We start from the raw sequence: 22143 nt of genomic DNA, 5'->3' as shown, positions 1-22143 counted from the left end.
CCAAGGAGAGCAACCGGAATGAAGAAGCCGTCATCGAAGATCAGGGAAGAAATCGCCAGATTACAGGACCAGCTGAGAGCGGCTGAAACACGCGAGGCAGAGCTTCAAGCTGCCTTTGAGGAAATTGCCGGGCGGTTTCACGGAGGCAAAGGACCGACGACCGGAAAAGAGAATGGGCGTGGTGAAAAGCCAGATCGCGACGCACGCCCGTCGCTCGCGTCTGGCGCGGATGCGGGCGGGCCTGGTGAGGCTTGATCGGATGGCAAAGGGAATGACGACCGAGGCGCGCAAAAAGGACACGCGCGAAAAGATCGAGCTCGGTGGCCTGATCGTGAAAGCGGGCTTGCGCTATGAACAGCGGGCGCTGCTGCTCGGTGTTCTGATCGATGCGAGCAAAAGGATCAAGGGCAATGAGGCGGAGCGATCGCGCCTGACGTCCATCGGCGTGGAGGCGTTTGGCAATGACGGTGAATAGGCTTTTGCTGTTCGTCTTGCCAGCGGCAATCATGCTTGCCGCGTTGGTCATGACATCCGGAATGGAACATCGGCTGGCGGAGTTCGGCTCATCCGCCCAGGCAAAGCTGATGCTGGGACGAACAGGCCTTGCCCTCCCCTACATCGCGGTCGCCGCAACTGGTGTCGTTGCGTTGTTCGCGGCAAATGGATCAGCCAACATCAAGACGGCGGGTCTGAGCGTCCTTGCCGGAAACGGCGCGGCGATCGTTATCGCGATCATACCCGAGACGATCCGCCTGACCGGCATCGCGAGCAGCGTACCGGCAGGACAATCGGTTCTCACCTATGCCGATCCAGCGACAATGGTCGGTGCAGGCGTCGCCTTTGTCAGTGCAATGTTTGCGCTGCGCGTCGCGATCAAGGGCAACGCCGCTTTTGCTCAAACCGGACCTAAGCGGGTCGGCGGAAAGCGGGCAGTGCATGGGGAAGCCGACTGGATGAAGTTGCAGGAGGCGGCAAAGCTCTTTCCAGAACCCGGCGGCATCGTCATTGGCGAGCGATATCGAGTCGACAAGGACAGCGTGGCTACTATGCCTTTTCGAGCCGATGACCCGCAGAGCTGGGGTGCCGGAGGCAAGTCACCGCTGCTCTGCTTCGATGGCTCGTTCGGCTCCTCGCACGGTATCGTTTTTGCCGGCTCCGGTGGCTTCAAGACGACGTCGGTAACAATCCCGACCGCGCTCAAATGGGGTGGTGGACTGGTTGTGCTTGATCCGTCCAGCGAGGTCGCACCGATAGTCGTCGATCACAGACGCAAGGCTGGGCGGAAGGTGATTGTGCTGGATCCCACCCTGCAGGGAGTGGGCTTCAACGCGCTCGACTGGATCGGTCGTCACGGCAATACGAAGGAAGAAGATATCGTCGCCGTCGCCACCTGGATCATGACCGACAATGCACGCACAGCATCCGCCCGCGACGATTTCTTTCGCGCCTCGGCCATGCAGCTTCTGACCGCACTCATCGCCGACGTTTGTCTGTCCGGTCACACGGACGAGAAGAACCAGACACTGCGCCGTGTCCGGGCCAATCTCTCCGAACCAGAGCCCAAGCTGCGGGGACGGTTGACCGAGATCTATGAGCAATCGGAATCCGACTTCGTCAAGGAGAACGTCGCTGTCTTCGTCAACATGACGCCGGAAACGTTTTCCGGTGTCTACGCGAACGCGGTGAAGGAGACACACTGGCTGTCCTATCCGAACTATGCCGGTCTTGTGTCGGGCGATAGTTTCTCAACCGACGATCTCTCCGAGGGCGGAACGGACATCTTCATCGCACTTGATATGAAGGTGCTGGAAGCGCATCCCGGCCTGGCGCGTGTCGTCATCGGCTCGCTGCTCAACGCCATTTACAATCGCAATGGTGATGTGAATGGGCGCACGCTCTTCCTGCTCGATGAAGTGGCTCGTCTCGGATACCTGCGCATCCTTGAAACTGCCCGCGATGCAGGTCGTAAATACGGCATCACGCTGACGCTGATCTTCCAGTCGCTGGGCCAGATGCGCGAGGCTTATGGGGGTCGGGACGCGACGTCCAAATGGTTCGAATCCGCGTCGTGGATATCATTTGCGGCGATCAATGATCCTGATACTGCAGACTACATCTCGAAGCGATGTGGCGACACCACGGTTGAGGTCGACCAAACCAATCGCTCCTCCGGAATGAAGGGATCGTCACGGTCGCGATCAAAGCAGCTCAGCCGCCGGCCGTTGATCCTGCCGCATGAGGTTCTGCGCATGCGCAGCGACGAGCAAATCGTCTTTACTGCTGGCAATGCACCGCTACGCTGCGGGCGCGCCATCTGGTTTCGACGCGAAGACATGAAAGCCTGCGTTGGAGAGAATAGGTTCCACCACCCCCATACGGCAACAACGTCCATTGCCGTACCCAAAGTTACGAAGTCGGATGAAGACTGACGTGGTACGCTCCTGTCAACAGGGCGATCTATACCTATCCGTTTTGTTCACATTGGGCGCGGCTACGTTTCTTTGCAACCAGTCGAGGCCGCTTCGACGTCGAGGTGTTTCGGCTCGGCTGTTGGCATCCAGCCTCTTGTATATCCGCAGCCCATTGCAACCGCCGCCAGCCGCAACTGTTCATGAAGATGGCGACAATCTTTGAGCAAAGTCCGGATGGCAGCCGTCGCGTCTCCATCGTGCCAAGCGATGAGATGAGCCGCCTCATCATGAACCTGGGGTTCAATTGGCTTTGTTTGCATGGCCCGCCCCGATGTTGAGAGTGAGTTGCTGGCCGCCGTATTTCCTTACCATATATGTCGGAGGACGACGTATCATGGCCTCTGCCTTGCGTTGCATTTCCAAGCGTTGAGCCATGTGGACCTCACGGGCGGCTCGTATCTTGGATATTTCCTGCCTGGCGTTTTGAATTGCAATGTCGGCTGTGTTCATGGTCGCCTCCGATCAATGTTCACTTTATGTTCTCATCATCGATAGAGAACGTCAAGCCTCAACACGACATATCGAAGATCCTCATGGCATCTTCGACCGTGCATCTTATCAAGAGATTCCGGGACACCGCGCGTTTGGTGCCATCTTCGACGGATGATCTTGCGCCCGCAAAAGAGCACATTGGCCGTCATTGCGAATTTGTCAGCGGGATCGCGCTGCAACCCGAATGGGACAAAACCACCTGGCCCATTTCGGTATTGTCCAACAGCGGCGGTTCATAAAGGCTTTGAATCAATCAAGCCGTATCGATTCAGAAAAGTCGTTGGACGCAGCTCCAAGAGGAAACAACAATGCGGTCATGGAAAAAGACGCGAAAGACCTGGTTCATCTTCACCGCATTGACACGACGCAGAACATGCGACGCTTCTACTTGCTTGCAATCCAGCCAACACTGTTTGGTGGCGCATCAGTTATTCGCAACTGGGGCCGGATCGGCTCAGGCGGCCAGACGATGATTGAAACCTTCGATCGCCAGGAAGACGCGGATTTGGCCGTTTCCCACCTGGAGCGCACAAAGAAACGACGGGGTTATTCCGAGGTCAATCGCACTGAATAGCTGCCCCTTATTGTAGCGGCGCGCAATAAATGAGAATGAAATCATATTCGTTGCGATGAACGCAGATGATTGATTTCGAAGATCATGCTCATTGATCCTCGAACTTACTCCGGCAGGGGTGTGCAGCTTTTGATGGCACTGATGGGTCAGGATGCTTGGGTTTTGGCCTGTTGCTCAACAAAAAGCGACTGTTTAAAGCGAATTGCTGCGAAAGCACAACCAGACAAAAATCTACAACCGAGACCTTGACCTTTTGGTAGGGTGATCTAGGTTCCAGATTCAATGTCGTGATTGCGACACTTCATGAGTGAATATTAGAATAGCCATTGCGTGGCCAGCAATACGATCTGTTGATTTTGAAAACGACATTTGGGGGCTTCCATGGACGACGTTCTGTCGCCGACCGATTTCATTCAGGCCAGTCGTGTGCTGAAACTATCCTCGCCCTTGGGTGAGGACCAGCTTTTGCCTGAGCGAATGATGGTGGAGGAAGGCGTCAATCGTCTGTTTGAGATCACCCTTTCGGTTCGCGCCAAGCGTGAGGCAGTCAAGCCGGAAGAGCTGATCGGCAAACTGGTCGATGTCTCCCTGGAAATCCGCCAGGGCGAGCTTGATGGCGAGGGCGTGCGACGGCCCTTTAATGGACTTGTGACCAATCTGTCCGAGGGACCGCCGGTGACCCGTGGTCTGCGCTCCTATACCCTGACCATCCGTCCGCAACTGTGGCTGCTGTCGCGCCGCTCAGATTGCCGGATCTGGCAGAACATGACGGCCATCCAGGTGATGGAGACATTGTTCTCTGAGCATGGCATTCCGGCCCCCGCATATGCCCCTCTGCATAAAACGCCGCCGTCGCGGGAATATTCAACGCAGTGGAACGAGACCGATCTCGATTATCTGCTGCGTCGCTTCGAGCAAGAAGGGTTGTTCTACTGGTTTGAACATGAGACCGGCGTTCACCGCCTGAAGGTCAGCGACAGCAAGGTAGCCTGGAGCAACCCATCGGCCTCAGCAGAAGGCGAACAGAATGTGCGTCTTGCCCAAGGCTCCTCGGATCGCAACCATATCAACGAATGGATGCGGCAATTCTCCTATGTCCCTGGCCAGCGCGCCGGTGCGGATTGGAATTTCGAGACGCCGAGCACGGTTCCGCTGAATGTCACGCCGTCACTGATCCAGATGCCAGGCGCCAAGCAGCGCGAGCTTTACGAATATCCAGCCCGCATCTCCGATGTCAAAGAGGCCGAAGTGGCCGAGACGTTTCGGATGCAGGCTGTGGAAGCCGATCATGAGCGGGTGACGGGCCAGTCCAATGTGCGTTTCCTGGAACCTGGCCGTCGGTTCACCCCTTACGAGGAGCCGCATCCGGAACATAAATACGAAGAGCATGTCATCACCCATATTACCCATTGGGTCGTTGATCGCTCCTATGAGACGACGGAGAACGAACCGGAATATCGCAATGCGTTCGAGGCTATTCCGTCGCGGGTTCCGCTGACGCCACACCGGGAGACCAAGCGCCCGCGCATTGAGGGTGCGCAGGTGGCGATTGTCGCCGGGCCATCGGGCGAAGAGATCCATACGGATCAATACGGACGACTAAAATTATGGTTCCCCTGGGATAGAAAAGCCCAGAAGGACGGCAGTGATACCTGCTGGGTGCGCGTCGCCCAGGCCTGGGGCGGTGGCAGCTGGGGTGCGCAGGTCATTCCCCGCATCGGCATGGAAGTAATGGTGTCATTCGTTGATGGCGATCCGGATCGGCCTCTGGTCATTGGCGTGGTGCCGAACCCGAAAAACCCGGTGCCCTACGACCTGCCCGCCAACAAGACCCGCATGGTGCTGCGCTCCAACACCCATAAAGGTAGCGGCTTCAACGAGATGACCTTCGAGGATGAGAACGGCAAGGAGAACATGTTCTTCCATGCCCAGAAGGATCAGACGATCAAAGTGTTGAATAATCGCGTCAAACGGGTCGACGCTCATCAGGTCGAGAGTATCGGGCAGAATAAATCAATTGACGTCGGCCAGAATCATCAGGAAAAAATCGGCGGGTCTAAAAATGTCACCGTTGGCGGAGGTGCAAGCTCTTCTCTGTTCGCCTCTCTTGCCAGTATCGCGGCGGCTGGTGGCATAGACAGTAAGAATGGTTCGTCCGCTATCGGTCACGGTCTGTTGCAGGAATTCGCCGGGGCCATGGCTTCGACGGGAGTAACGGCGGAGGTTGCATCTCTATCGGCGAATGCGGATGTCACCAACGCCGGCAACTTCAGAACGGCAGCCGGCACGGAGCAGGCATCGACGGGATCGACCCTTGGCGGACTGTTGGGCAAAATTCTGCCGATCAGCGGCATCGTCAACACGGTGATCGAAAAATTTCGCTCCGACACCATTGGCATTGCCCGAACCGAACAGATCGGTCTCTACAAGAACACCACCGTAGGTCACACCATGACCATCAACGCTGGCGAGGAATTCATCATCAAATGTGGCGAATCCAAGCTGATGATGGACAAGGCTGGTAATGTTACGATCGTCGGCACCAAGTTTAACTTCGCCGCATCGGGACATGTCCAGATCAACGGCGAAGTCATCGATCTGAACTGAGGGCGCGTGCATGCTGGGGAAAAATCTCACGCGCTTTGCTGCCATCGGTTTCGAGCAAGCCCATCGCGATGGCGAGGATATGGGCGTGATCGCGGTGCGAGGACGTTATCAGGTCAACGCGGACGGCTCTCTTCAACTCAGTGACCGGCAGGATATCGTGCTGGTGGATGAGTATGACGGCAATCCCCATACCTCACCTCTGATCAAAGCTGCTGATCTCATTCCATTCAAACCGGCAAGCGACATCACGTTTCTCGGTGCAGCCTATGCGCCGGACGGGCGCGCCAAACAGGACTGGCTCGTTGCGATCAAGGTTGGACAGCTTTCTCATGCCATTCGGGTGACAGGAGCACGGTCCTGGATCTGCACCGCAGGCAAATGGCGCTTGTCAGATCCGCAGGAAGCGACCGAGGTTCCGATTGATTATCGATTGGCAGCCGGCGATGGCCACATCGAAGGACTGGGCTCGCCCAGCGTTCCCGGCAATCCGATAGGTGTATCGAGGCCGACGCCCGAACAGGCGCTGTCATCCGCATCAGTGCCAGCACCACGCATCGATGACGCCGAAGAAGACTATTCAGATCCGTTTTTTGCACGCAAGCCGCTAGGCCTCGGACCGGTGGCGCCATTCTGGTATTTTCGCCAGAGATATGCTGGCACCTATGACGACACTTGGCAGGCGCATCGTCATCCTCAGCTTCCCGTCGATTTCGACTATCGGTTTTATCATTCGGCCCATCCGTCGATGATCTATCCAGGTTTTCTGGCGGGCGACGAGATGGTGGAGATGGCGAGACTGACGCCTGGCGGCGGGACGTTCAAGTTCGCGCTCCCTGCGCTGCGCCCTGTTGCGAGCTATCGGTGGCGCGACGGCCGCGAGGTTGTGGTGCAGCTCAACCTCGACGGCGTGCATATCGACTTTCGCAATGGCGCCCGGAACGTCGATTTGACCTGGCGCGCCTGGCTGCCGATCTGCCCGAATTTTCTATGTATCAACCTGTCAGACAGGCCGTTTGCGGATCGGGAAGCGGCCAGCCTGCCACGCGCCAGCCTGCATGGACTGACGGAGGTGCTGGCATGAGCTATCCATCGCAAGAGGCAAGCCGCGAGACGCGATTGGGTCTGATCATCTCGAAATATCCTGATGTTTGCCGCTCGCCGCATGCCTGCGTGCCATACAATATTATAGCCTACCAATCCGACGCAGCCGGCACGGCCGCGACAGTGCATATGACTGGGCAGCGCGCCCACAAGCAAAATTCGGTTGTCACGAAATGCTTCGGCGACGAGCCGGGCGTGGGTCTTGGCGTCAAATCGAACACTGTTGGCTCTGTGTGCCATCGCAAAACTCATTCGCGCAATGTCCGTATCGAAGGCCAATGGGCCACCCGCGACACCGACGAATGGTATATGAACAACAAGAATACCGTCGGTAAACTTGTTTGGTACACGGGGTCGAAGGATTTTAAGCCAACGCCTCCTTTAGAACAACCGTCCGCTAGCCGGAGCCAGGAAGGTCTGGTCATGAGCGATGCGACGCCCATGACCTTCGAACCTGGCAAGGAATACGCCTTCAACGATACGACCGGACAATTTACAAAACCCGCCCAAACCCAGCCGACCGATACGAAGCAGACAGCGTCGGATGGATCGCGATGGTGGACCATCATCAACGGGCTTAAAAACATCCGAGCGATCAATCCGAGCGGTGCAGGCGCTATGGAGCTGATGGGGGCGGCTGACTATTATCTGAAGCAGAACGTCAATGAGCCGACGGACTGGTTGAGTCATGGCTTTCTAAAGACACAACCGACTCACACGAATACTCCTATCGATAATGGTGTCCCAACCGACACGGCCCCGACCGAACCTGGAAAGAAGCAGGAACTTGAGGAAAAGCAAACGACGGCGCCGGCCAATGGGCGGACGGACGGAAACACCAAGATCACGGGGCAACAGAAGCGCAAAAGGGAGTGCCGATGCGTTACAGGCGCCTATGATGATATCAAGAATGTCTGCGGTGTCGAATGTGGTTCTGATTATCAGGCGCACCATATCGTGCCGGATTACACACTGCGTTACGGTAATCGTGCAGAGGCCGAGAAAGGGCAGAAACGAATTCCTGGATTGCCAACGTTCGGACAGGGACCGTCGATTTGTTTGAAGGGATATAAGGCAGACGCGGGGAGTGAACATGGACTGGCGCATCAGGCGGATGACGAGATAGCTCTGAGAGGTTCAGGAGGCAGCACGCCGCAGGGGACTTTGGATATAGACAGCATAACGGACATCTCCGCTCTCACAGCTATTAGTGCTACACAGGGTGAATGCACCTTGGAGATATTTCAGGCTCTAAGAAAACAGCCGTCGTTGTTTTCGGACATATTAGGGAGGACAACGATAATGCCACCAGTTGAGGGTACTGAAACCTACAACATTCTGTCAAATGGTACCCGTGCTACACACCACTAAGAGATTTTTAAATGGAAACTAAGAGCCAAGTCAGCTTTACACGGTTAAGAGCGGTCAATCGAGATATCGTCTATTTGGGCACCATGCCGGACGATCAAGAACTTGGCGCACCCTTTACAGCAGTTTGTCAATTCAATGCGGGTGATTGGTCATACGAAACTTTCGATTTCGCGTTGGCGGATATGACGCTTTATAAGGCTCCAGATGCTGAATATCGTGTTCTCTATCTGCTATCGGAAACTGGCATTGTGCTGAATTTTGCGACGAAGACGCGAGAAGAAATTCTGCCCAATAGGTTCGCTTTACAGGAAGATTATCGACTTGGGTATTTGCATAAAATTAGGCAAATTGGTGAAAAGCTATATGCCTGTGGCAACGGAGGCCAAGTACATACCCGAGCACCATCGGGTAAATGGAATATTTTGGACAAGACTTTACTTGATGGTCCCGATTCTATCTCAGATAAAAAATCTGAAATCAAGACAATGATGAACCTATTGAAAACAGCGGAAGGATTAACGCAAGAGAACTTAGATAAATTTGAAAAATTACGTACTGAAAATGCATCAAAGCTCTTCTGGGACATATATGGCCTTTCAGAGGAAAGTATTTATGTCTGTTGCGAGAAAAAAAATATTTACTGGTATGACGGCCATCGGTTCACCGAAATCCCGACCGAGGCGGATCGTGGGCTCCTCTCCATCCTGGTGGAAAATGAGGACCGCGTTTGGGTCGCAGGCCGCGACGGAAACTTCCTGGTCGGCAATCACAAGACAGGGTTCCGTGATCTCGACGCGCTGCGGGGAATCGATGGTTGGCCAAGCTTCAACGGTATGACCATGTTCAACGGGCGCCTCTATCTCTCCAGTTATGCCGATCCGCGCGGGCTGTTCGTGTTCGATGGCCACCATGTTGAACAGGTGCGCTCTGGCCTTACGCCCGACATCGAGGATGTCTCCGCCGTCGAGGCAGTTGACGGCGTACTGTGGGTCATGGGCCGCAAGGACTTGCTGCGCTATGACGGCACGCACTGGGAGCGCATCGATTTTCCTGGCAATGATCCGCTAAGGTGAGCTGATGAAAAAGGCCAGCTTCACTCGTCTTTGTGCTGTCAACAGCGATATCGTCTATCTCGGCACCATGCCCGACGATCAGGAACTGGCTACGCCGTTCACGGCTATCTGCCAGTATAATGCGGGGGAGTGGTCTTATGAGACATTCGATTTCGCGCTGGCGAGTTTGACGCTGTACCGCGAGCCGGGCAGTCCTCACCGCGTCCTCTATGTGTTGGGTGAGACTGGCACAGTGGTCAATTTCCACACGAAGGACCGCGAGACAATCTTGGATCTTCCCAAGGCTCCTTGCACAAAACATAGGCTTGGTTATCTGGTCAAGATCAGGCAGATCGGCGATCACCTTTATGTTTGTGGCGACGGTGGGCAAACCTACCGGAGATCATCCGAAGGACAATGGCAAGCCTTGGACTTGGATTTCTTTGATGGACCGGATGCAATTATGGACCCTAAGTCAGAGCTTAGATTGATGGGTGCCTTCTTAAGAATTAAAGAGAATCGCACGCAAGAAAATTACGATAAAGAAGAAAAATTAAGATTACAGAATGAATCAAAAAGTCTCTGGGACGTTTTCGGCCTCTCCGAAGACAGCATCTACTTTGCCGGGGAAAAGAAAACCGTCTACTGGTTTGACGGAGAGAAAATCACCGAAATCCCGACCGAGGCGGATCGTGGCCTCCTCTCCATCCTGGTGGAAAATGAGGACCGCGTCTGGGTCGCTGGCCGTGATGGAAACTTCTTGGTCGGCAATCACAAGACGGGCTTTCGGGATCTCGACGCGCTGCGGGGAATTGATGGCTGGCCTGATTTCAATGGCATGACCATGTTCAACGGACGTCTCTATCTCTCCAGCTATGCCGATCCTCGCGGGCTGTTCGTGTTCGACGGCCACCATGTCGAACAAGTGCGCTGTGGCCTCACGCCCGACATCGAAGATGTCTCCGCCGTCGAGGCAGTTGACGGCGTGCTATGGGTCATGGGCCGCAAGGACTTGCTGCGCTATGACGGCACGCACTGGGAGCGCATCGATTTCCCTGGCAATGATCTGTTGAGGTGAGACGATGGCGGGTTTGGCGGACGCATTTTTCGAACGCATTAATTGCTATCACATGGCCGATTGGCTTCAAGAGACGATGCTGAAGCTTGGGCGGCCTATGCCGAACCCTGCTTTGCAACCCGGAGCATTTTCCAGGGCTGATCGATCCTGGGGTCTCATCCTGACATTCGGCCGAGTTGGGACATCGCTGGATAACTGGCAAGACGAAATCATCTTGGTCAGCGCCGAAGGCGATAGCACCTCGCCAATGCCCTTTGGCCTGGATCCGATAAACGAGACGCCGGCCAGCGCCACCATGAAACTGTCCGGTAATATAGCCGGACCAGGCGATGTGAGCGGCGATGCCGATGAGCGCCGGATTTCATTCTTCATGGAAGGGGGACGCCTTATCGAGCTGCGGTTTAATGAGGGCATGATTGGTTTTGATCGGATCATTATGGCCCGCCTTGGGGTGCCGCAAGAATGGCAGCCAGCCTGAGACTTTTATTGGTCAAATGCTCGAAATCGGACGGCAATAACAATGATCAGATCGCGACCTAAACATGCTCCAGAGGAGCGCTTTCACGACGAATCCATGTACGCGATTCATCGACTGGACATCGACAAGCACAGACAAGATGCCTGGATGGTCAATCTTTCCCGTGGCGGAAAATCGATCCACATGACCTTCAGTGACAGCACCTATGGCGGCAAGGAACAGGCGCTGGAAATAGCGCAAGCCTATCGCGATGCCGTTCTCAGGGTCGTCCCCCCATTGACAAACAATGACATGCGCATGTTGGTGCGCAAAAATCGCTCAGAAGGCAGCAGCGTGCCGGGCGTCTATTTTATCGGACCTACCGGGGCGCATAAAAGCGGTATCTGGATGGCTCGTATTGAGATCGCCCTCGATGATAACACGCCGGTCCCTGCAGGAAAGCGCCGCCGCCGACAGTTCACGCGCACCTTCAACGTCAGCAAATTCGGCTATGAGACCGCCCGCCGCATGGCGGAAGAAGAACGCATTCGCATGGTCCTGGCTGTCGAAAATGGCGAAGATCCGGCTTTACGCAGCCCGCAAGCTTTGAAACTTCATGAGAAGCTTACCCAAGACGACAACAACGATTAGAAGGCATTGTTATCAGCGCCACCAGAAAAACGGCCCGTTTTTTGGTAGTAGTGAATAGACCGATATTGGCGTTAGAAAATCACGAGAAGACCCGTTGCGGAAATCAGCGCAAGGGTACATCCACCCTTTGGTCTTTTCTGGCGAGTTTAAAGACACCGACAATTTGCGCCGAAGTATCACGATTTTGCGTCTGTCTCCGAGATTGTAAACTTTCTCTCAACGAATGTGCGTCGCTTGATCGCTTCTGTCTCAAATAATTTGCACCGAAATCACCATTTATTGCACGTGGCGCTGGTGCAGGGATCGGTAAACGTGCAGAACTTGGTCTTTGATGGCCCTGCTTATTCGGTTTCTCCCGTCAAGGCTTGGCGACGAACGGATTGCTTCCGGCGTTATCCAAAGGGTTAAACTGCCACGGCGGCAAAGCCCGCTTCATACTCCGCCCGGTTCGTCACTTTGAACTTCATCTTACCGATCTCATGGCGGCGGGCGGCGTTATGTTTGTGTGGCATCCGGGATCAATCAACCTGTTTTTGATCCGGCCGTATAGACGCAGAACATTGAAATTTGATCCCTGCCCCAACGCCCTACCACATCTATGTCGAGCGTATCGCGCCGGAACAGAACATGGCGCGGTTCTATGCGCTTGCTGTTCAGCCGACATTGTTCGGAGAGGTGTCGCTTGCGCGCGCCTGGGGCCGGATCGGAACGCGCGGACAGCAGATGGTGCGTCTGTTCGACAATGAGAGTCAGGCCATCATCCTGTTGCTCGACGTGCTTCGCGAGAAGCGTAAACGAGGCTACCGGCCGAAACGACCTGTGGACATCCAGCGGATCTGACCCTCGTCCCAATCGTCGCCGATGACAATCCGGCCATAAGCTGACACGGATTTTATCTTTGAGACAAGATGCGAGGAATTCCATGACCACCACCAATGAAATCGCCGACAAGATTGCAGCCGACAACGGCCTGACGAAGGTTCAGGCCAAGGGCATTGTCGAGGCTGTCTTCCAGGCAATCGCCGATGCAGCAGGCTCCGACGCTGAAACCTCAATCCCCGGCTTCGGCAAGTTTAAGGTCAAGGCATCGCCTGAGCGCGAGGGTCGTAATCCCGCGACCGGAGAAAAGATGACTGTTGCCGCTTCGAAGAAGCTGACTTTCGCGCCTGCTAAGGCGCTCAAGGATGCACTGAACAAGTGATCCTTGACGTGGAGAGCCCCGCCTTGTCGGGCGGGGCATCCAGTATCAGTCCCGGTTCGACCGGGACCAGATGAGGGAGAGGCCTTCCTCGCCCTCGACCTCGATCAGCGTTGCGTAGATGGGGGCCGGGAAGCTCGGGTCGTCGAGTTTGACCGAGAGGTAGTCGCGGCCTTCGTTCGAGGTCTTCTTCCAGGCTGCGCCAAATTCGACCGTAGCCCCGGCGAGGATGCGGTAGTCCGGGCCCTTTTCGGAAGTGCGCTCGACGGCGCGGATGGTTGCCTTGACGTTGAGGTTAAGGGTCTTGATGGTGCCGGAGAAGCCGTTGCCGGAAGCGGTGAAAGAGCCGATGGTTGCCATTGTCGTAATCCTTTTCGGTTGTTCGGGCCGCATCCATCGCGGCCTCGATGGCAGTCGATAGGACCGGGGACGATCGGCCTGCACCTGAAAGGCCGAAACGCAGTGGAGGACGGCCAGGGAGAGGCTTTCTTGATGATGTGGACACCCCCACCACTACCGCCGAGAATATCGGCAGGGACCAATCAAACGTTGGAAAGGAAACGGGATGTCCAGGCTGACAATCGGAATCGACCTTGCAAAGAATGTCTTCCAGGTTCACGGCATTGATGACAGCAGTCGTGTCGTGATCGCTCAGAAACTCCGGCGCACACACCTTCTTGCATTCTTTGCCAAGCTGGAGCCGAGTCTGATCGGCATGGAGGCGTGCGGCTCCGCGCATCACTGGGCTCGCGAACTGACAGGCATGGGCCATGAGGTCAAGCTGATGGCGCCGGCTTATGTGAAGCCGTACGTGAAGCGGGGGAAGAACGACATGGTGGATGCCGAGGCGATCTGCGAGGCTGTGACCCGGCCGACCATGCGGTTCGTTCCAATCAAAACCGCGTCGCAGCAGTCGATCCTGATGGTGCACAAGTCGCGTGCTCTCCTCATCCGGCAGAGGACCATGCTGGTGAACGCCTTACGAGGCCATCTCACCGAGATCGGCATCGTGGCGCCGGTCGGGATCGAAAGAACGGCAGAGCTCGTCGAGCGGGTGCTCGCACACGAGCCGACAGAGCTGGACGTTCCGCCGCTCGTGACTGACATTGTCGTATCCTTGGCCAGGCAAATCGACTCCCTGACCGCCGAGGTCAGGACACTTGAAGCCAAGATACGCGAATGGCAACGAACGAGCGAAGCAGGCCGCAGGCTTGCGACGATCCCGGGCGTCGGCGTCATCACTGCCACAGCACTGGCGGCGACGGTGCCTGATGCGTCAGTCTTCAGGTCGGGCGAGAATTTGCCGCATGGCTCGGGCTGACGCCACGATCGAATTCGTCTGGAGGAAAAGAGCGCCTCGGCAGGATCACGAAGGCCGGGAACCGATATCTGCGAACGCTGCTGATCGTCGGCGCGACAGCCGTCCTCAGGCATGTCAGGCATAAGATGCACGGGCCGCTCATCGAGTGGGTCAGGAAATTGTTGTTAACGAAGCCCCCGCGCCTGACGACCGTGGCGCTGGCGAACAAGATGGCGCGGATCGCATGGGCCGTGATGACTCGGCAGACGGTATACACAAACGCCATCGCATAGAAACCGACGCACCAGCGTCACCGAGTTCGGAGGGCCTGCCAGACGATCGTGATGAATACCGGTTCCGCCGGGGATCAGGACAACCCGTTCGCGAGACTGCATCTGCAGAATGCGCTTTTTTGATTGGGACCATGATCCGCGGATTTCATCAAGGCCCGCGGCCGTTCGGCCGATCATCAGAGAGGCCGGACATATGCGAGCAGCCAGCCGGGTTCAAAAAGATCAGAAGAAAGGCTTGACCGAGGGGGTGTCCACATATGCCTCGCGAGGAATGGGCGCTTCAGCGCACAGGGGAAGAAAACGATCCGGCCGTTGCGGATGCCGATCGAGCCGAGCATCGCGAGGTGGTCTTTGGTCAGACATGCCGCATCGAGACCGCAGTGGACGTGCCGGCTGACAGATCAAGTGTTACGACTATGGCATCATCGGGAGGTGCCGAATTGGAGCGGGTTGCACAGTGGCCACAACTCCCAATCGAATAATCGAAGCGAACGCCCACATATGAGAGATTGCCGGAACGGGCATTATGCCTCCTCGCTTATGCTCAGACGAGTTCGCCAAGATGGTGTCTGACCCATTTCGCCTCCTCCGACGCTGTGCGACCGAAATGTCGCTTAAAGTCTCGGCTAAACTGGGCCGGGCTTGCATAACCGACTGACCTCGCGACCACCGCAATCGTCTTTTCCTGGCGGGCGATGATCAATCTTGCTTCTTGCAGCCGCATGGCCTTCACGTATTGCATCGGACTGGTGCCAGTCAGGTTTTTGAAATGCACATGGTAGGACGGCACGCTCATGCCCACCCTGCCGGCCAGCTCGGCGATTGAGATTTCAGTGCCGTAGTGCTCCCGCAGCCAGGCCAGGCTCCGGAAGATTTTCCCGTATGGTCCACTGTGCTGAAGCGCGGCAATCATTGCGCCGCCTTGCGGACCGACCAGCACCCGATAGTGCAGTTCGCGCAGAATGCCCGCACCCAGAACAGCACTTTCGACCGGACTGCGAAGCGCCCTCAACAGGCGTAACAGGACGTCCTCGATGTCAGCATCCATCTTGTTCGACATCAAACCGCGTGGCGGATGACCCGCAAGCTCGTTGCGCTTTTCGACCTGCAGGGCGATCTCAGCCGCCAACTGCATATCGAATTCGAGATAGACCGCAAGCAATGGCCTCTCCGGACTGGCGGTCGATTCCATCCGGAAAGGCACGGGGACAGAAACAGCCAGATAGTGGTCTTCATCGTAGCGGAAGATTTCTCCGTCCAGCATGCCCTGCTTGCTGCCCTGCAGGACGAACACCGCGCCTGGGTTATAGAGGACCGGGACATCGTGGAGCACGGCCTCGCTGCGGAGAATACGAACGCGATCGAGTCCGGTCGGATTGTATCCGTGACGCGGAGCTAGACCGCCGGCCAACTCGACCAGCTGGCCTCGCATCGATTGGCGATGTCCGTCAATCATAGGATTTGGCAACAACTCCATCGGATCTGCAATCGTTCAGCCGGACGATTAATACTATCTGTCAAACGTCTCCTCAATCAAGGAAGTTCGTACATCATGTCGAGAAAGACCTTTTTCATCACCGGCGCAAATTCCGGCTTCGGCTTGGCCATCGCTACGGCTGCTGCTCAGATGGGCCATCAGGTTATCGGCACCGTCCGCTCCGAGACGGCACGCTCGGCGCTTGCCGCAGCCGTGCCCGCCATTCACCCCGTCCTTTGCGACGTCACCGCGTTCGACCAGATTCCGGATGTCGTCCGTGATACGGAAGACAAGTACGGGCCGGTCGATGTGCTCATCAACAATGCCGGTTACGGCCACGAGGGCGTCATCGAAGAATCACCTCTCGAAGAGATGCGCAGACAGTTCGACGTGAACGTCTTTGGCGCTGTAGCTGTCGCCAAGGCGTTTATTCCCAGGTTCCGCGAACGGCGCCAGGGTTTCATCGTCAATGTCACGTCGATGGGCGGCATGATCACCATGCCCGGTATCGGGTATTACTGTGGCAGCAAGTTTGCGCTGCAAGGCATATCGGAAGTGATGCGTTCAGAAATGGCGCCGTTCGGTGTGCATGTGACGACGTTATGCCCCGGCTCTTTCCGCACAGACTGGGCCGGACGTTCGATGATCCGCACGGAACGGTCGATCGCGGATTACGATTCCCTTTTTGATCCGATACGCGAGGCCCGGGAGGCAGTCAGTGGCAAGCAGCTTGGTGATCCAGAGAAACTCGCTGCAGCCGTCTTGATCCTAGTCGAGACCGATAACCCGCCACCGCAACTTCTCCTTGGCAGCGACGCTCTCAAGCATGTATCGGCGAGACTCAAGCGTCTCCAAGAAGAGATCGATGCGTGGACCTCCGTGACGGTATCGACGGACGGCTGACCGGAGAAAGAGGGCGCTCGGACCCTACGGCGCATTTGCCCATTTATGATTTTCTGAAATGGGGCCTCAGGCGGGGCCGAAGCCCCGCGATTGTCCTATTCAAATGCTGCCATCTGGGCCGTTGCGGCCTTTTGGTCTACTGAGTTGGCGGGCTGCTCGACCGTACGCTCGTAGGGCTTCCAGGTTTCGCCTGTGATTTCCTCGTAAGCTGAGACAGCACCTTCGGCTGCCATGCGAAGCACATGGGCCTGCAGGCCCATATCGGCTGCGAACTCGCGCTTGCGCTGGGCGCGGCTGTCGAAACCGACAGGCCCGTCGAGGTCCTCGTCTCTGGTATCGTTAGAGAGCTTCGTGGTGAGATCGCGGGCCTCTGTGACCGCGCGGGAGTAGAATTGCCCGGCGCCGTAGGCGGAGCCGACAAACGAACCGACGATGCGCTGCATGTGGATCTGCATTGCCTTTTCGGCGAGGCCGTCCCTCAGGGCATCGGCGCTTTCGATCAACTGTCCGCGGTGAAGGTCGCGGATCCCATCGCTGTCGATGAGGGCAAGGCCGAAGCTTTCGGAGATGCGCAGTGCCTGGGCTGTGTCGGGGCAGGCGTGCCTGACCATTTCGAGGGTGGTGGCGCGTTGGGATTTGGCGGGACGGTTCTTCTGGGTGGAGCGGTTGAGCGGTGCCATGATCGGATCCTTTAGGCGTCACGACACGAAAGTGTTGGATCTGTCCGACTTTTGAGAACGTATGGTGATCACGCTGCGAGGATAGATGTTTCGCGCCGCAATGGCCTGAGATCAACGCCGTCTGTTGGGGTCCAGATGTAATCGCCGGTGAGACTGATGTGCTGCCAGCCGAGTGGGGTAATGTGTTTGATGATGTCAAGCGGCGTGGGAATGCCATCTCGGTTGAGCTCGGCGAACGCCGGTTCAAGATAGAGTGTGTTCCAGTAGACGATGGCGTTGATTAGCAGGTTCAGTCCAGATGCTCGGTAGAACTGGCTCTCGAAAGTCCGGTCGCGCAATTCTCCGAGGCGATTGAAGAACAGTGCGCGGGCCAAGGTGTTCTGGGATTCGCTCTTGTTGAGGCCGGCCGTCGCGTTCCTGCGCATTTCGGGGTTCTGCCACCACTGGGGCAGAAAGATGGACCGATTGATGCGACCGAGATCGCGTAGCGCCAACGCCAGTCCGTTCTGGCGTGGGAATGCGGACAGCTTTGCCAACAGGGTCGAAGGCCGAACCTGCCCGGAACGGATCGTCGTGACCAGCCGCAGGATGTCGTTCCAGTTTGCCTTGATCCGCTCGACGTTGATGTGCTCGCCAACGAGCGGCGCCAGGTTTTCGGGAGGCGCGTCGCGCGGGAAAAGATAGAGCTTGCGATCCTTGAGACCGCGCAGCCGAGGCACAATCTGGAAACCAACGAGATGGCAAAGGGCGAAGCTCATATCGCTTACCCCGCCGGTATCGACATAGTGGGTTCCGATGGCGAGATCGCTGCCATGATAGAGCAGTCCATCGAGGACATAGATGGCTTCGCTCGCATTGGCATTCATGGCGATGATGTAGAAAGCGCCGTACTGGTCAGAGGTGAACCGGTAGAATTTGGCGCCGGGGTTGGGACCATAGCGGCCGTTGAGGTCGCCGATCGCCTCGGCGTGTCCGCCCGCCGGAAAATACTGGCCATCGGAGGATGACGTTGTTCCATCGCCCCACAAGCTTGCCAGAGGCAATTGCCTCTGGGCGTTGACGAGAATGGCGTGCGCGGCCGTGTAACCTTCCTCGCGAATATGCCAGTCGTGCGCCCAGGCGAGTTGGCGCATCGTAATGCCGGGGGAAACGTCCGCCATTCTCGTGAGACCGAGATTGATCCCGTCCGCCAGGATGGCGGTGAGGAGCGCAAGCTTGTTGTCGGCCGTCCGACCGCTGCGCAAATGGGTAAAGGCGTTCGAAAATTCCGTTCGGGCGTCAACCTCGAGCAAAAGGTCAGTGATGCGGATCGCAGGCAGACGGCTTTCCACCTTTAGCTTCAGCGACTTGGCGATGTCCGGAAACATAGCCTTGTGCGGCGTGACGCTAAACCCCGCCCCGGTCAGTTCTACATCGTCGAGCTCGCCGGCTGCGGCCAGACGCGAGAGGTCAGCCAGTCCATCGTTCAGCAGCTGGCGCTGTTGGCGAAGATACGTCTCGACATCGGTATCAACGGCGATTGGAAGCGGTCCTTCCTCACGCATCAGCTCGAATGTCGGCGTGGGAATGAGAAAGCTTTCGAAAGACTGGAAGCGTTTGGCTCCTTCCACCCAGACATCGCCCGCATCGAGCCGGCGCTTCAATTCGCTGAACAGGCAAAGCTCATAAGCCCTGCGATCAATCTTTCCATCTTTGAGTATGAGAGGCATCCAGCCCTTCGGCGCAAAGGAGATCGGTGCCTTGTCGGGTATGGTCCTTTTGCCCGTACGATATAGACCCGCGACCACGGATAGCGCCCGCAAGAGGTTCGCCGCCACTGCGTGACCGCGGAACACGAGAGTGGAGAGAAACTGTGGCGCCAGTTTCCTGATCGTCGGATAGCGCTGGAGCATTTCGATTTTACCGTCGATAACATCCGGCGCGATCAGCGTATCGACCGCCTGGACACTGGTTGTAAAAGCTGGCCATTGGATGACCAGATCAAGCGCTTTGGCCATGTCCTCACCCTTCTCTCTGGCCTTGATGATCGCATGGCAGACTTTTGAAACGTCCTTCAACGGCGTCTGCACTTCCCGAACGGATCGGGTGACGCGAGCAGCCGCCTGGTTATTGGCTCGCCGCGTCAGGATGCCCATGAGTTTCTTGAACATGTCGATCGCGCAATCGGTGAGATGGCGGGAAAGGTGGAGCACTGTTGCAGCCAGGACAGCATGTCGGCGTTCGGTGTTAAGGTCGCGCAGATGCTGCGCGCTCATTCGCGTCCCCTCTGCAGCAAATTCGTCAAAGACCTTGGCCGGAATGCGATCCATCAACGTCGTCGGCAGGTTCAGAGACCGGAGAAAGCGAATGCGCTCGGCAATTCTGTCGAGGTTGACGGCGGCTGGCGACAATGCTGGCGTTCTCGCCCAGGCAAGAATAGTCACGCTTGTCCCCTCACGCGGATCGAGAAGCTTGTCCAGATCGAGCTTTTGGCCTTCTGAGATCCCGCCGGCCAAGGCCCGATGAGCAATACGAATGCCGCGCCTGATCGCCACATGAATGATGGCTTCGAGCGCTGGCCGCGCTGGCAAGAGAATTCTCCTGCGTCGCAGTTCTTCCACGACCATATCCGCCAATACATCGGCGTGGCGCAGGGTTTGTGCGGCAGGTGTCAGCCAGCCTGTGAGTGCCCGCACGTCCGAAGGCACAAACGGACGCATCTGCATTCTGTCGAAAAGCAGGGCCAGATGCTCGCGCCGCGTCTGTGGGCGCTCGAAATAACGTTCGATCTCATGGTGATCGACGCCGATCTGCCGCGCCAGAAATCGTAAGACGCCAGCCGGCAGGACCTCGCCATCCGCAAGCGGTCGGCCAGGGTATCGTAGCGTGGCCAGAACACAGGCGAGGCCCAGTCTGTTCGAGGCCTTGTTCTGTCGCATGATCAGGTCGAGATCCGATCGATCCAGCGTGTAATGTTTGGCGATCTCCCTTTCGTTATCCGGGATGATCGTCGCCTGTTGCCACCATGCCTCGCTCAGTAATGCTCTTCGCACCATTCTCTGATCTTCCCGTTTCGCCGCGGAGAGTGCAGCGAAACGGAAAATGCGTGTCCGACAAACGAACGTTTCGCGGCATCCACAGTTCTTGTCCGCAAACCTTGTCATGAAACGGCAAATCGGACAAACCACGTCTCATGACCGCTATCGGCTATGCAAGGGTCTCCACCGGCGACCAGGACACCGCCCTGCAACTCGACGCTTTGCGCAAAGCAGGTTGTGAAAGGCTGTTCGAGGATAAGGCATCCGGCACGAAGACTGACCGACTCGGATTGGCGGAGGCGATCCGCTACGTTCGCGACGGCGACACGCTCACAGTCTGGAAGCTCGACCGCCTCGGCCGGTTGATGAAGCACCTCATCGAGATCATCACCGAACTGGAGGCCAAAGGCGTCGGCTTCCGATCCATCACCGAAAACATCGACACCACGACATCCGGCGGTCGCCTGGTCTTCCACCTGTTCGGCGCGCTGGCACAGTTCGAGCGCGATCTGATCCGGGAACGAACACGTGCCGGTCTGCAAGCCGCAGAGGAACGCGGCCGACGCGGTGGCCGACAAGTCGTCGTAACCCCGGACAAACTTGCCAAAGCCCGCCAGCATCTGGCGGTCGGTTTGAACGTCCGGGAAGCCGCGGCCCGCGTGAAAATCGGGAAAACCGCCCTCTACGAAGCTCTCAAGGCCGAAAAAGCAACGACATCCACGGTCAAACCAACCTGAGTTCCGGATACGTTCTTAAAAGTCGGACAGATTCGCCACTTTCGTGTCGTGAAGCCTACTATGCTAGTCGATCCCGGAGCGGCCCAGTCCCCGCGGATCGTGAAACCATCCGCGTCCTCGTCCATGTCGGCATACGCGCACACCGAAAGGCTGAGATATTTCCCGACCAGACGCGTCGTGGTGGCCAGGATCGCGTCGGCATCGGACAGCGACGATGTCTCTGTCCCAAGCCGGTCGAGAAACCGGAGGCTATCCACTCCAAGAAACTTCAAGTCGTCGGGATAGTCTGAACCCTCATTCAATTGCGTTTTCCTCGTCAGCAGCGGCCCAGTTGCCCTAAAATATTTGCAGAAAGTCTTATTGGAAAGAGGCATGGCTGTCATGCGAAAGCAAGAGGTGGGCCAACCCTCTGTCGAGCTCGATCTGTCCGCAGCGGTTAAAAGCAGGGACAAATGGTCCGCACTTAAAAGCCCCCGTGCACGGCGCCTCGTACTACAATCTGCCGCTCGTCCTGCGCTGGGTGACCGGCAACATCGGCATCCACTTTTGCACCATTTCTGGAGCAAGGCTCCTTACTATCGCGGTCAAGGCGTCGGCAACGTAAGTGCGTCCGGAGCGAGGCTTTTTTCAGCGTCAGCTTTCGAGCTTCACCGAAGCGATCCAACTTAACAGGAGCGAACCAGT

Annotated in this window: 21 protein-coding genes and 4 pseudogenes; 17 read left to right on the top strand and 8 right to left on the bottom strand. The window is 56.8% G+C overall.

Annotation, left to right across the window (positions count from 1 at the left end; translation table 11 throughout):
* Positions 1 to 18: 18 nt before the first annotated feature.
* The 3 genes from IEI95_RS08220 to traG are packed head-to-tail and all read left to right on the top strand — an operon-like array spanning position 19 to position 2429.
* Positions 19 to 255: a TraC family protein gene (locus IEI95_RS08220; RefSeq protein ID WP_194416238.1), complete on the top strand. Its 237-nt coding sequence runs from the start codon at positions 19 to 21 to the stop codon at positions 253 to 255.
* Between the two features lie 4 nt (positions 256 to 259).
* Complete coding sequence (gene traD / locus IEI95_RS08215) at positions 260 to 475, top strand: type IV conjugative transfer system coupling protein TraD (RefSeq protein ID WP_194416287.1); 216 nt, start codon at positions 260 to 262, stop codon at positions 473 to 475.
* Complete coding sequence (gene traG / locus IEI95_RS08210) at positions 462 to 2429, top strand: Ti-type conjugative transfer system protein TraG (RefSeq protein WP_194416237.1); 1968 nt, start codon at positions 462 to 464, stop codon at positions 2427 to 2429. The genes traD and traG overlap by 14 nt, the downstream gene beginning before the upstream one ends.
* Positions 2430 to 2491: 62 nt before the next feature.
* On the opposite strand, the gene IEI95_RS08205 is transcribed toward traG, so the two are convergent.
* Entirely contained in the window at positions 2492 to 2731 is a 240-nt protein-coding gene (locus IEI95_RS08205; protein ID WP_071207362.1) for a hypothetical protein, read from the bottom strand.
* On the bottom strand, positions 2712 to 2921 hold the full coding sequence (locus IEI95_RS08200; RefSeq protein ID WP_070165788.1) for a hypothetical protein: 210 nt from the start codon (positions 2919 to 2921) through the stop codon (positions 2712 to 2714). Before IEI95_RS08200 ends, IEI95_RS08205 begins: the two co-directional genes overlap by 20 nt.
* A gap of 226 nt (positions 2922 to 3147) precedes the next feature.
* On the opposite strand from IEI95_RS08200, the gene IEI95_RS08195 reads away from it, so the two are divergent.
* The 8 genes from IEI95_RS08195 to IEI95_RS08160 all read left to right on the top strand — a co-directional run bounded on the left by IEI95_RS08195 (position 3148) and on the right by IEI95_RS08160 (position 11854).
* Positions 3148 to 3537: a WGR domain-containing protein gene (locus IEI95_RS08195; RefSeq protein ID WP_420481787.1), complete on the top strand. Its 390-nt coding sequence runs from the start codon at positions 3148 to 3150 to the stop codon at positions 3535 to 3537.
* Positions 3538 to 3918: 381 nt separating this feature from the next.
* Positions 3919 to 6144, top strand: coding sequence for a type VI secretion system tip protein TssI/VgrG (gene tssI, locus IEI95_RS08190; RefSeq protein ID WP_194416236.1), 2226 nt, complete (start codon positions 3919 to 3921; stop codon positions 6142 to 6144).
* A gap of 10 nt (positions 6145 to 6154) precedes the next feature.
* Entirely contained in the window at positions 6155 to 7225 is a 1071-nt protein-coding gene (locus IEI95_RS08185) for a DUF2169 family type VI secretion system accessory protein (protein WP_194416235.1), read from the top strand.
* Positions 7222 to 8616: a DUF4150 domain-containing protein gene (locus IEI95_RS08180; RefSeq protein WP_070165777.1), complete on the top strand. Its 1395-nt coding sequence runs from the start codon at positions 7222 to 7224 to the stop codon at positions 8614 to 8616. The genes IEI95_RS08185 and IEI95_RS08180 overlap by 4 nt, the downstream gene beginning before the upstream one ends.
* An 11-nt stretch (positions 8617 to 8627) precedes the next feature.
* Positions 8628 to 9689 carry a hypothetical protein gene (locus IEI95_RS08175; RefSeq protein ID WP_081344102.1) on the top strand — a complete coding sequence of 354 codons (1062 nt, stop codon included), beginning with the start codon at positions 8628 to 8630 and terminating at the stop codon, positions 9687 to 9689.
* A 4-nt stretch (positions 9690 to 9693) separates the two neighbouring features.
* On the top strand, positions 9694 to 10746 hold the full coding sequence (locus IEI95_RS08170) for a hypothetical protein (RefSeq protein WP_070165769.1): 1053 nt from the start codon (positions 9694 to 9696) through the stop codon (positions 10744 to 10746).
* Positions 10747 to 10750: 4 nt separating this feature from the next.
* Entirely contained in the window at positions 10751 to 11224 is a 474-nt protein-coding gene (locus IEI95_RS08165; RefSeq protein WP_070165767.1) for a hypothetical protein, read from the top strand.
* A 96-nt stretch (positions 11225 to 11320) separates the two neighbouring features.
* Positions 11321 to 11854: an AP2 domain-containing protein gene (locus IEI95_RS08160; RefSeq protein ID WP_070165765.1), complete on the top strand. Its 534-nt coding sequence runs from the start codon at positions 11321 to 11323 to the stop codon at positions 11852 to 11854.
* A 378-nt stretch (positions 11855 to 12232) separates the two neighbouring features.
* On the opposite strand, the pseudogene IEI95_RS08155 reads toward IEI95_RS08160, so the two are convergent.
* Positions 12233 to 12366: pseudogene (locus IEI95_RS08155) on the bottom strand (IS5/IS1182 family transposase); the annotation flags it as partial.
* A 55-nt stretch (positions 12367 to 12421) separates the two neighbouring features.
* Here IEI95_RS08155 and IEI95_RS08150 point away from each other — a divergent pair.
* Together IEI95_RS08150 and IEI95_RS08145 are read left to right on the top strand one after the other, a co-directional pair.
* On the top strand, positions 12422 to 12694 hold the full coding sequence (locus IEI95_RS08150) for a WGR domain-containing protein (protein WP_194416234.1): 273 nt from the start codon (positions 12422 to 12424) through the stop codon (positions 12692 to 12694).
* 82 nt (positions 12695 to 12776) lie between these two features.
* Positions 12777 to 13055, top strand: a complete 279-nt coding sequence (locus tag IEI95_RS08145) for an HU family DNA-binding protein (protein ID WP_012648969.1) — start codon at positions 12777 to 12779, stop codon at positions 13053 to 13055.
* 45 nt (positions 13056 to 13100) lie between these two features.
* Here the strand turns inward: IEI95_RS08145 and IEI95_RS08140 are convergent, their stop codons facing one another.
* Complete coding sequence (locus tag IEI95_RS08140; protein WP_041699667.1) at positions 13101 to 13412, bottom strand: DUF736 domain-containing protein; 312 nt, start codon at positions 13410 to 13412, stop codon at positions 13101 to 13103.
* A 205-nt stretch (positions 13413 to 13617) separates the two neighbouring features.
* Between IEI95_RS08140 and IEI95_RS08135 the strand changes: the two are divergent.
* Positions 13618 to 14645, top strand: a pseudogene (locus IEI95_RS08135) (IS110 family RNA-guided transposase).
* A 544-nt stretch (positions 14646 to 15189) separates the two neighbouring features.
* Here IEI95_RS08135 and IEI95_RS08130 read toward each other — a convergent pair.
* Positions 15190 to 16116: an AraC family transcriptional regulator gene (locus IEI95_RS08130; protein WP_070167337.1), complete on the bottom strand. Its 927-nt coding sequence runs from the start codon at positions 16114 to 16116 to the stop codon at positions 15190 to 15192.
* Between the two features lie 81 nt (positions 16117 to 16197).
* Between IEI95_RS08130 and IEI95_RS08125 the strand changes: the two genes are divergently transcribed.
* Positions 16198 to 17025: an oxidoreductase gene (locus tag IEI95_RS08125; RefSeq protein ID WP_070167332.1), complete on the top strand. Its 828-nt coding sequence runs from the start codon at positions 16198 to 16200 to the stop codon at positions 17023 to 17025.
* A 95-nt stretch (positions 17026 to 17120) separates the two neighbouring features.
* Here IEI95_RS08125 and IEI95_RS08120 read toward each other — a convergent pair whose 3' ends face one another.
* Complete coding sequence (locus IEI95_RS08120; RefSeq protein WP_070167331.1) at positions 17121 to 17705, bottom strand: hypothetical protein; 585 nt, start codon at positions 17703 to 17705, stop codon at positions 17121 to 17123.
* A 68-nt stretch (positions 17706 to 17773) separates the two neighbouring features.
* On the bottom strand, positions 17774 to 20740 hold the full coding sequence (locus IEI95_RS08115; RefSeq protein WP_070167330.1) for a Tn3 family transposase: 2967 nt from the start codon (positions 20738 to 20740) through the stop codon (positions 17774 to 17776).
* Positions 20741 to 20877: 137 nt separating this feature from the next.
* Here IEI95_RS08115 and IEI95_RS08110 point away from each other — a divergent pair, with 137 nt between their 5' ends.
* Complete coding sequence (locus IEI95_RS08110; protein ID WP_060716648.1) at positions 20878 to 21459, top strand: recombinase family protein; 582 nt, start codon at positions 20878 to 20880, stop codon at positions 21457 to 21459.
* Positions 21460 to 21512: 53 nt separating this feature from the next.
* On the opposite strand, the pseudogene IEI95_RS29350 reads toward IEI95_RS08110, so the two are convergent.
* Positions 21513 to 21707 (bottom strand): annotated as a pseudogene (locus tag IEI95_RS29350) (hypothetical protein); the annotation flags it as partial.
* 221 nt (positions 21708 to 21928) lie between these two features.
* Between IEI95_RS29350 and IEI95_RS29345 the strand changes: the two are divergent.
* Positions 21929 to 22041, top strand: a pseudogene (locus tag IEI95_RS29345) (fatty acid desaturase); the annotation flags it as partial.
* Positions 22042 to 22143 lie beyond the last annotated feature (102 nt).

The sequence above is a fragment of the Agrobacterium vitis genome (genome assembly GCF_014926405.1).
Classification (GTDB): Bacteria; Pseudomonadota; Alphaproteobacteria; order Rhizobiales; family Rhizobiaceae; genus Allorhizobium; species Allorhizobium vitis_H.
This window is presented reverse-complemented; position numbering and strand designations above follow the sequence as displayed.

Excerpts from the sequence above, each read along its gene's own strand:
- IEI95_RS08220 (WP_194416238.1), top strand. The coding sequence starts at position 19 with ATGAAGAAGCCGTCATCGAAGATCAGGGAAGAAATCGCCAGATTACAG.
- traD (WP_194416287.1), top strand. The coding sequence starts at position 260 with ATGGCAAAGGGAATGACGACCGAGGCGCGCAAAAAGGACACGCGCGAA.
- traG (WP_194416237.1), top strand. The coding sequence starts at position 462 with ATGACGGTGAATAGGCTTTTGCTGTTCGTCTTGCCAGCGGCAATCATG.
- IEI95_RS08205 (WP_071207362.1), bottom strand. The coding sequence starts at position 2,731 with ATGCAAACAAAGCCAATTGAACCCCAGGTTCATGATGAGGCGGCTCAT.
- IEI95_RS08200 (WP_070165788.1), bottom strand. The coding sequence starts at position 2,921 with ATGAACACAGCCGACATTGCAATTCAAAACGCCAGGCAGGAAATATCC.
- IEI95_RS08195 (WP_420481787.1), top strand. The coding sequence starts at position 3,148 with ATGGGACAAAACCACCTGGCCCATTTCGGTATTGTCCAACAGCGGCGG.
- tssI (WP_194416236.1), top strand. The coding sequence starts at position 3,919 with ATGGACGACGTTCTGTCGCCGACCGATTTCATTCAGGCCAGTCGTGTG.
- IEI95_RS08185 (WP_194416235.1), top strand. The coding sequence starts at position 6,155 with ATGCTGGGGAAAAATCTCACGCGCTTTGCTGCCATCGGTTTCGAGCAA.
- IEI95_RS08180 (WP_070165777.1), top strand. The coding sequence starts at position 7,222 with ATGAGCTATCCATCGCAAGAGGCAAGCCGCGAGACGCGATTGGGTCTG.
- IEI95_RS08175 (WP_081344102.1), top strand. The coding sequence starts at position 8,628 with ATGGAAACTAAGAGCCAAGTCAGCTTTACACGGTTAAGAGCGGTCAAT.
- IEI95_RS08170 (WP_070165769.1), top strand. The coding sequence starts at position 9,694 with ATGAAAAAGGCCAGCTTCACTCGTCTTTGTGCTGTCAACAGCGATATC.
- IEI95_RS08165 (WP_070165767.1), top strand. The coding sequence starts at position 10,751 with ATGGCGGGTTTGGCGGACGCATTTTTCGAACGCATTAATTGCTATCAC.
- IEI95_RS08160 (WP_070165765.1), top strand. The coding sequence starts at position 11,321 with ATGTACGCGATTCATCGACTGGACATCGACAAGCACAGACAAGATGCC.
- IEI95_RS08145 (WP_012648969.1), top strand. The coding sequence starts at position 12,777 with ATGACCACCACCAATGAAATCGCCGACAAGATTGCAGCCGACAACGGC.
- IEI95_RS08140 (WP_041699667.1), bottom strand. The coding sequence starts at position 13,412 with ATGGCAACCATCGGCTCTTTCACCGCTTCCGGCAACGGCTTCTCCGGC.
- IEI95_RS08125 (WP_070167332.1), top strand. The coding sequence starts at position 16,198 with ATGTCGAGAAAGACCTTTTTCATCACCGGCGCAAATTCCGGCTTCGGC.
- IEI95_RS08120 (WP_070167331.1), bottom strand. The coding sequence starts at position 17,705 with ATGGCACCGCTCAACCGCTCCACCCAGAAGAACCGTCCCGCCAAATCC.
- IEI95_RS08115 (WP_070167330.1), bottom strand. The coding sequence starts at position 20,740 with ATGGTGCGAAGAGCATTACTGAGCGAGGCATGGTGGCAACAGGCGACG.
- IEI95_RS08110 (WP_060716648.1), top strand. The coding sequence starts at position 20,878 with ATGACCGCTATCGGCTATGCAAGGGTCTCCACCGGCGACCAGGACACC.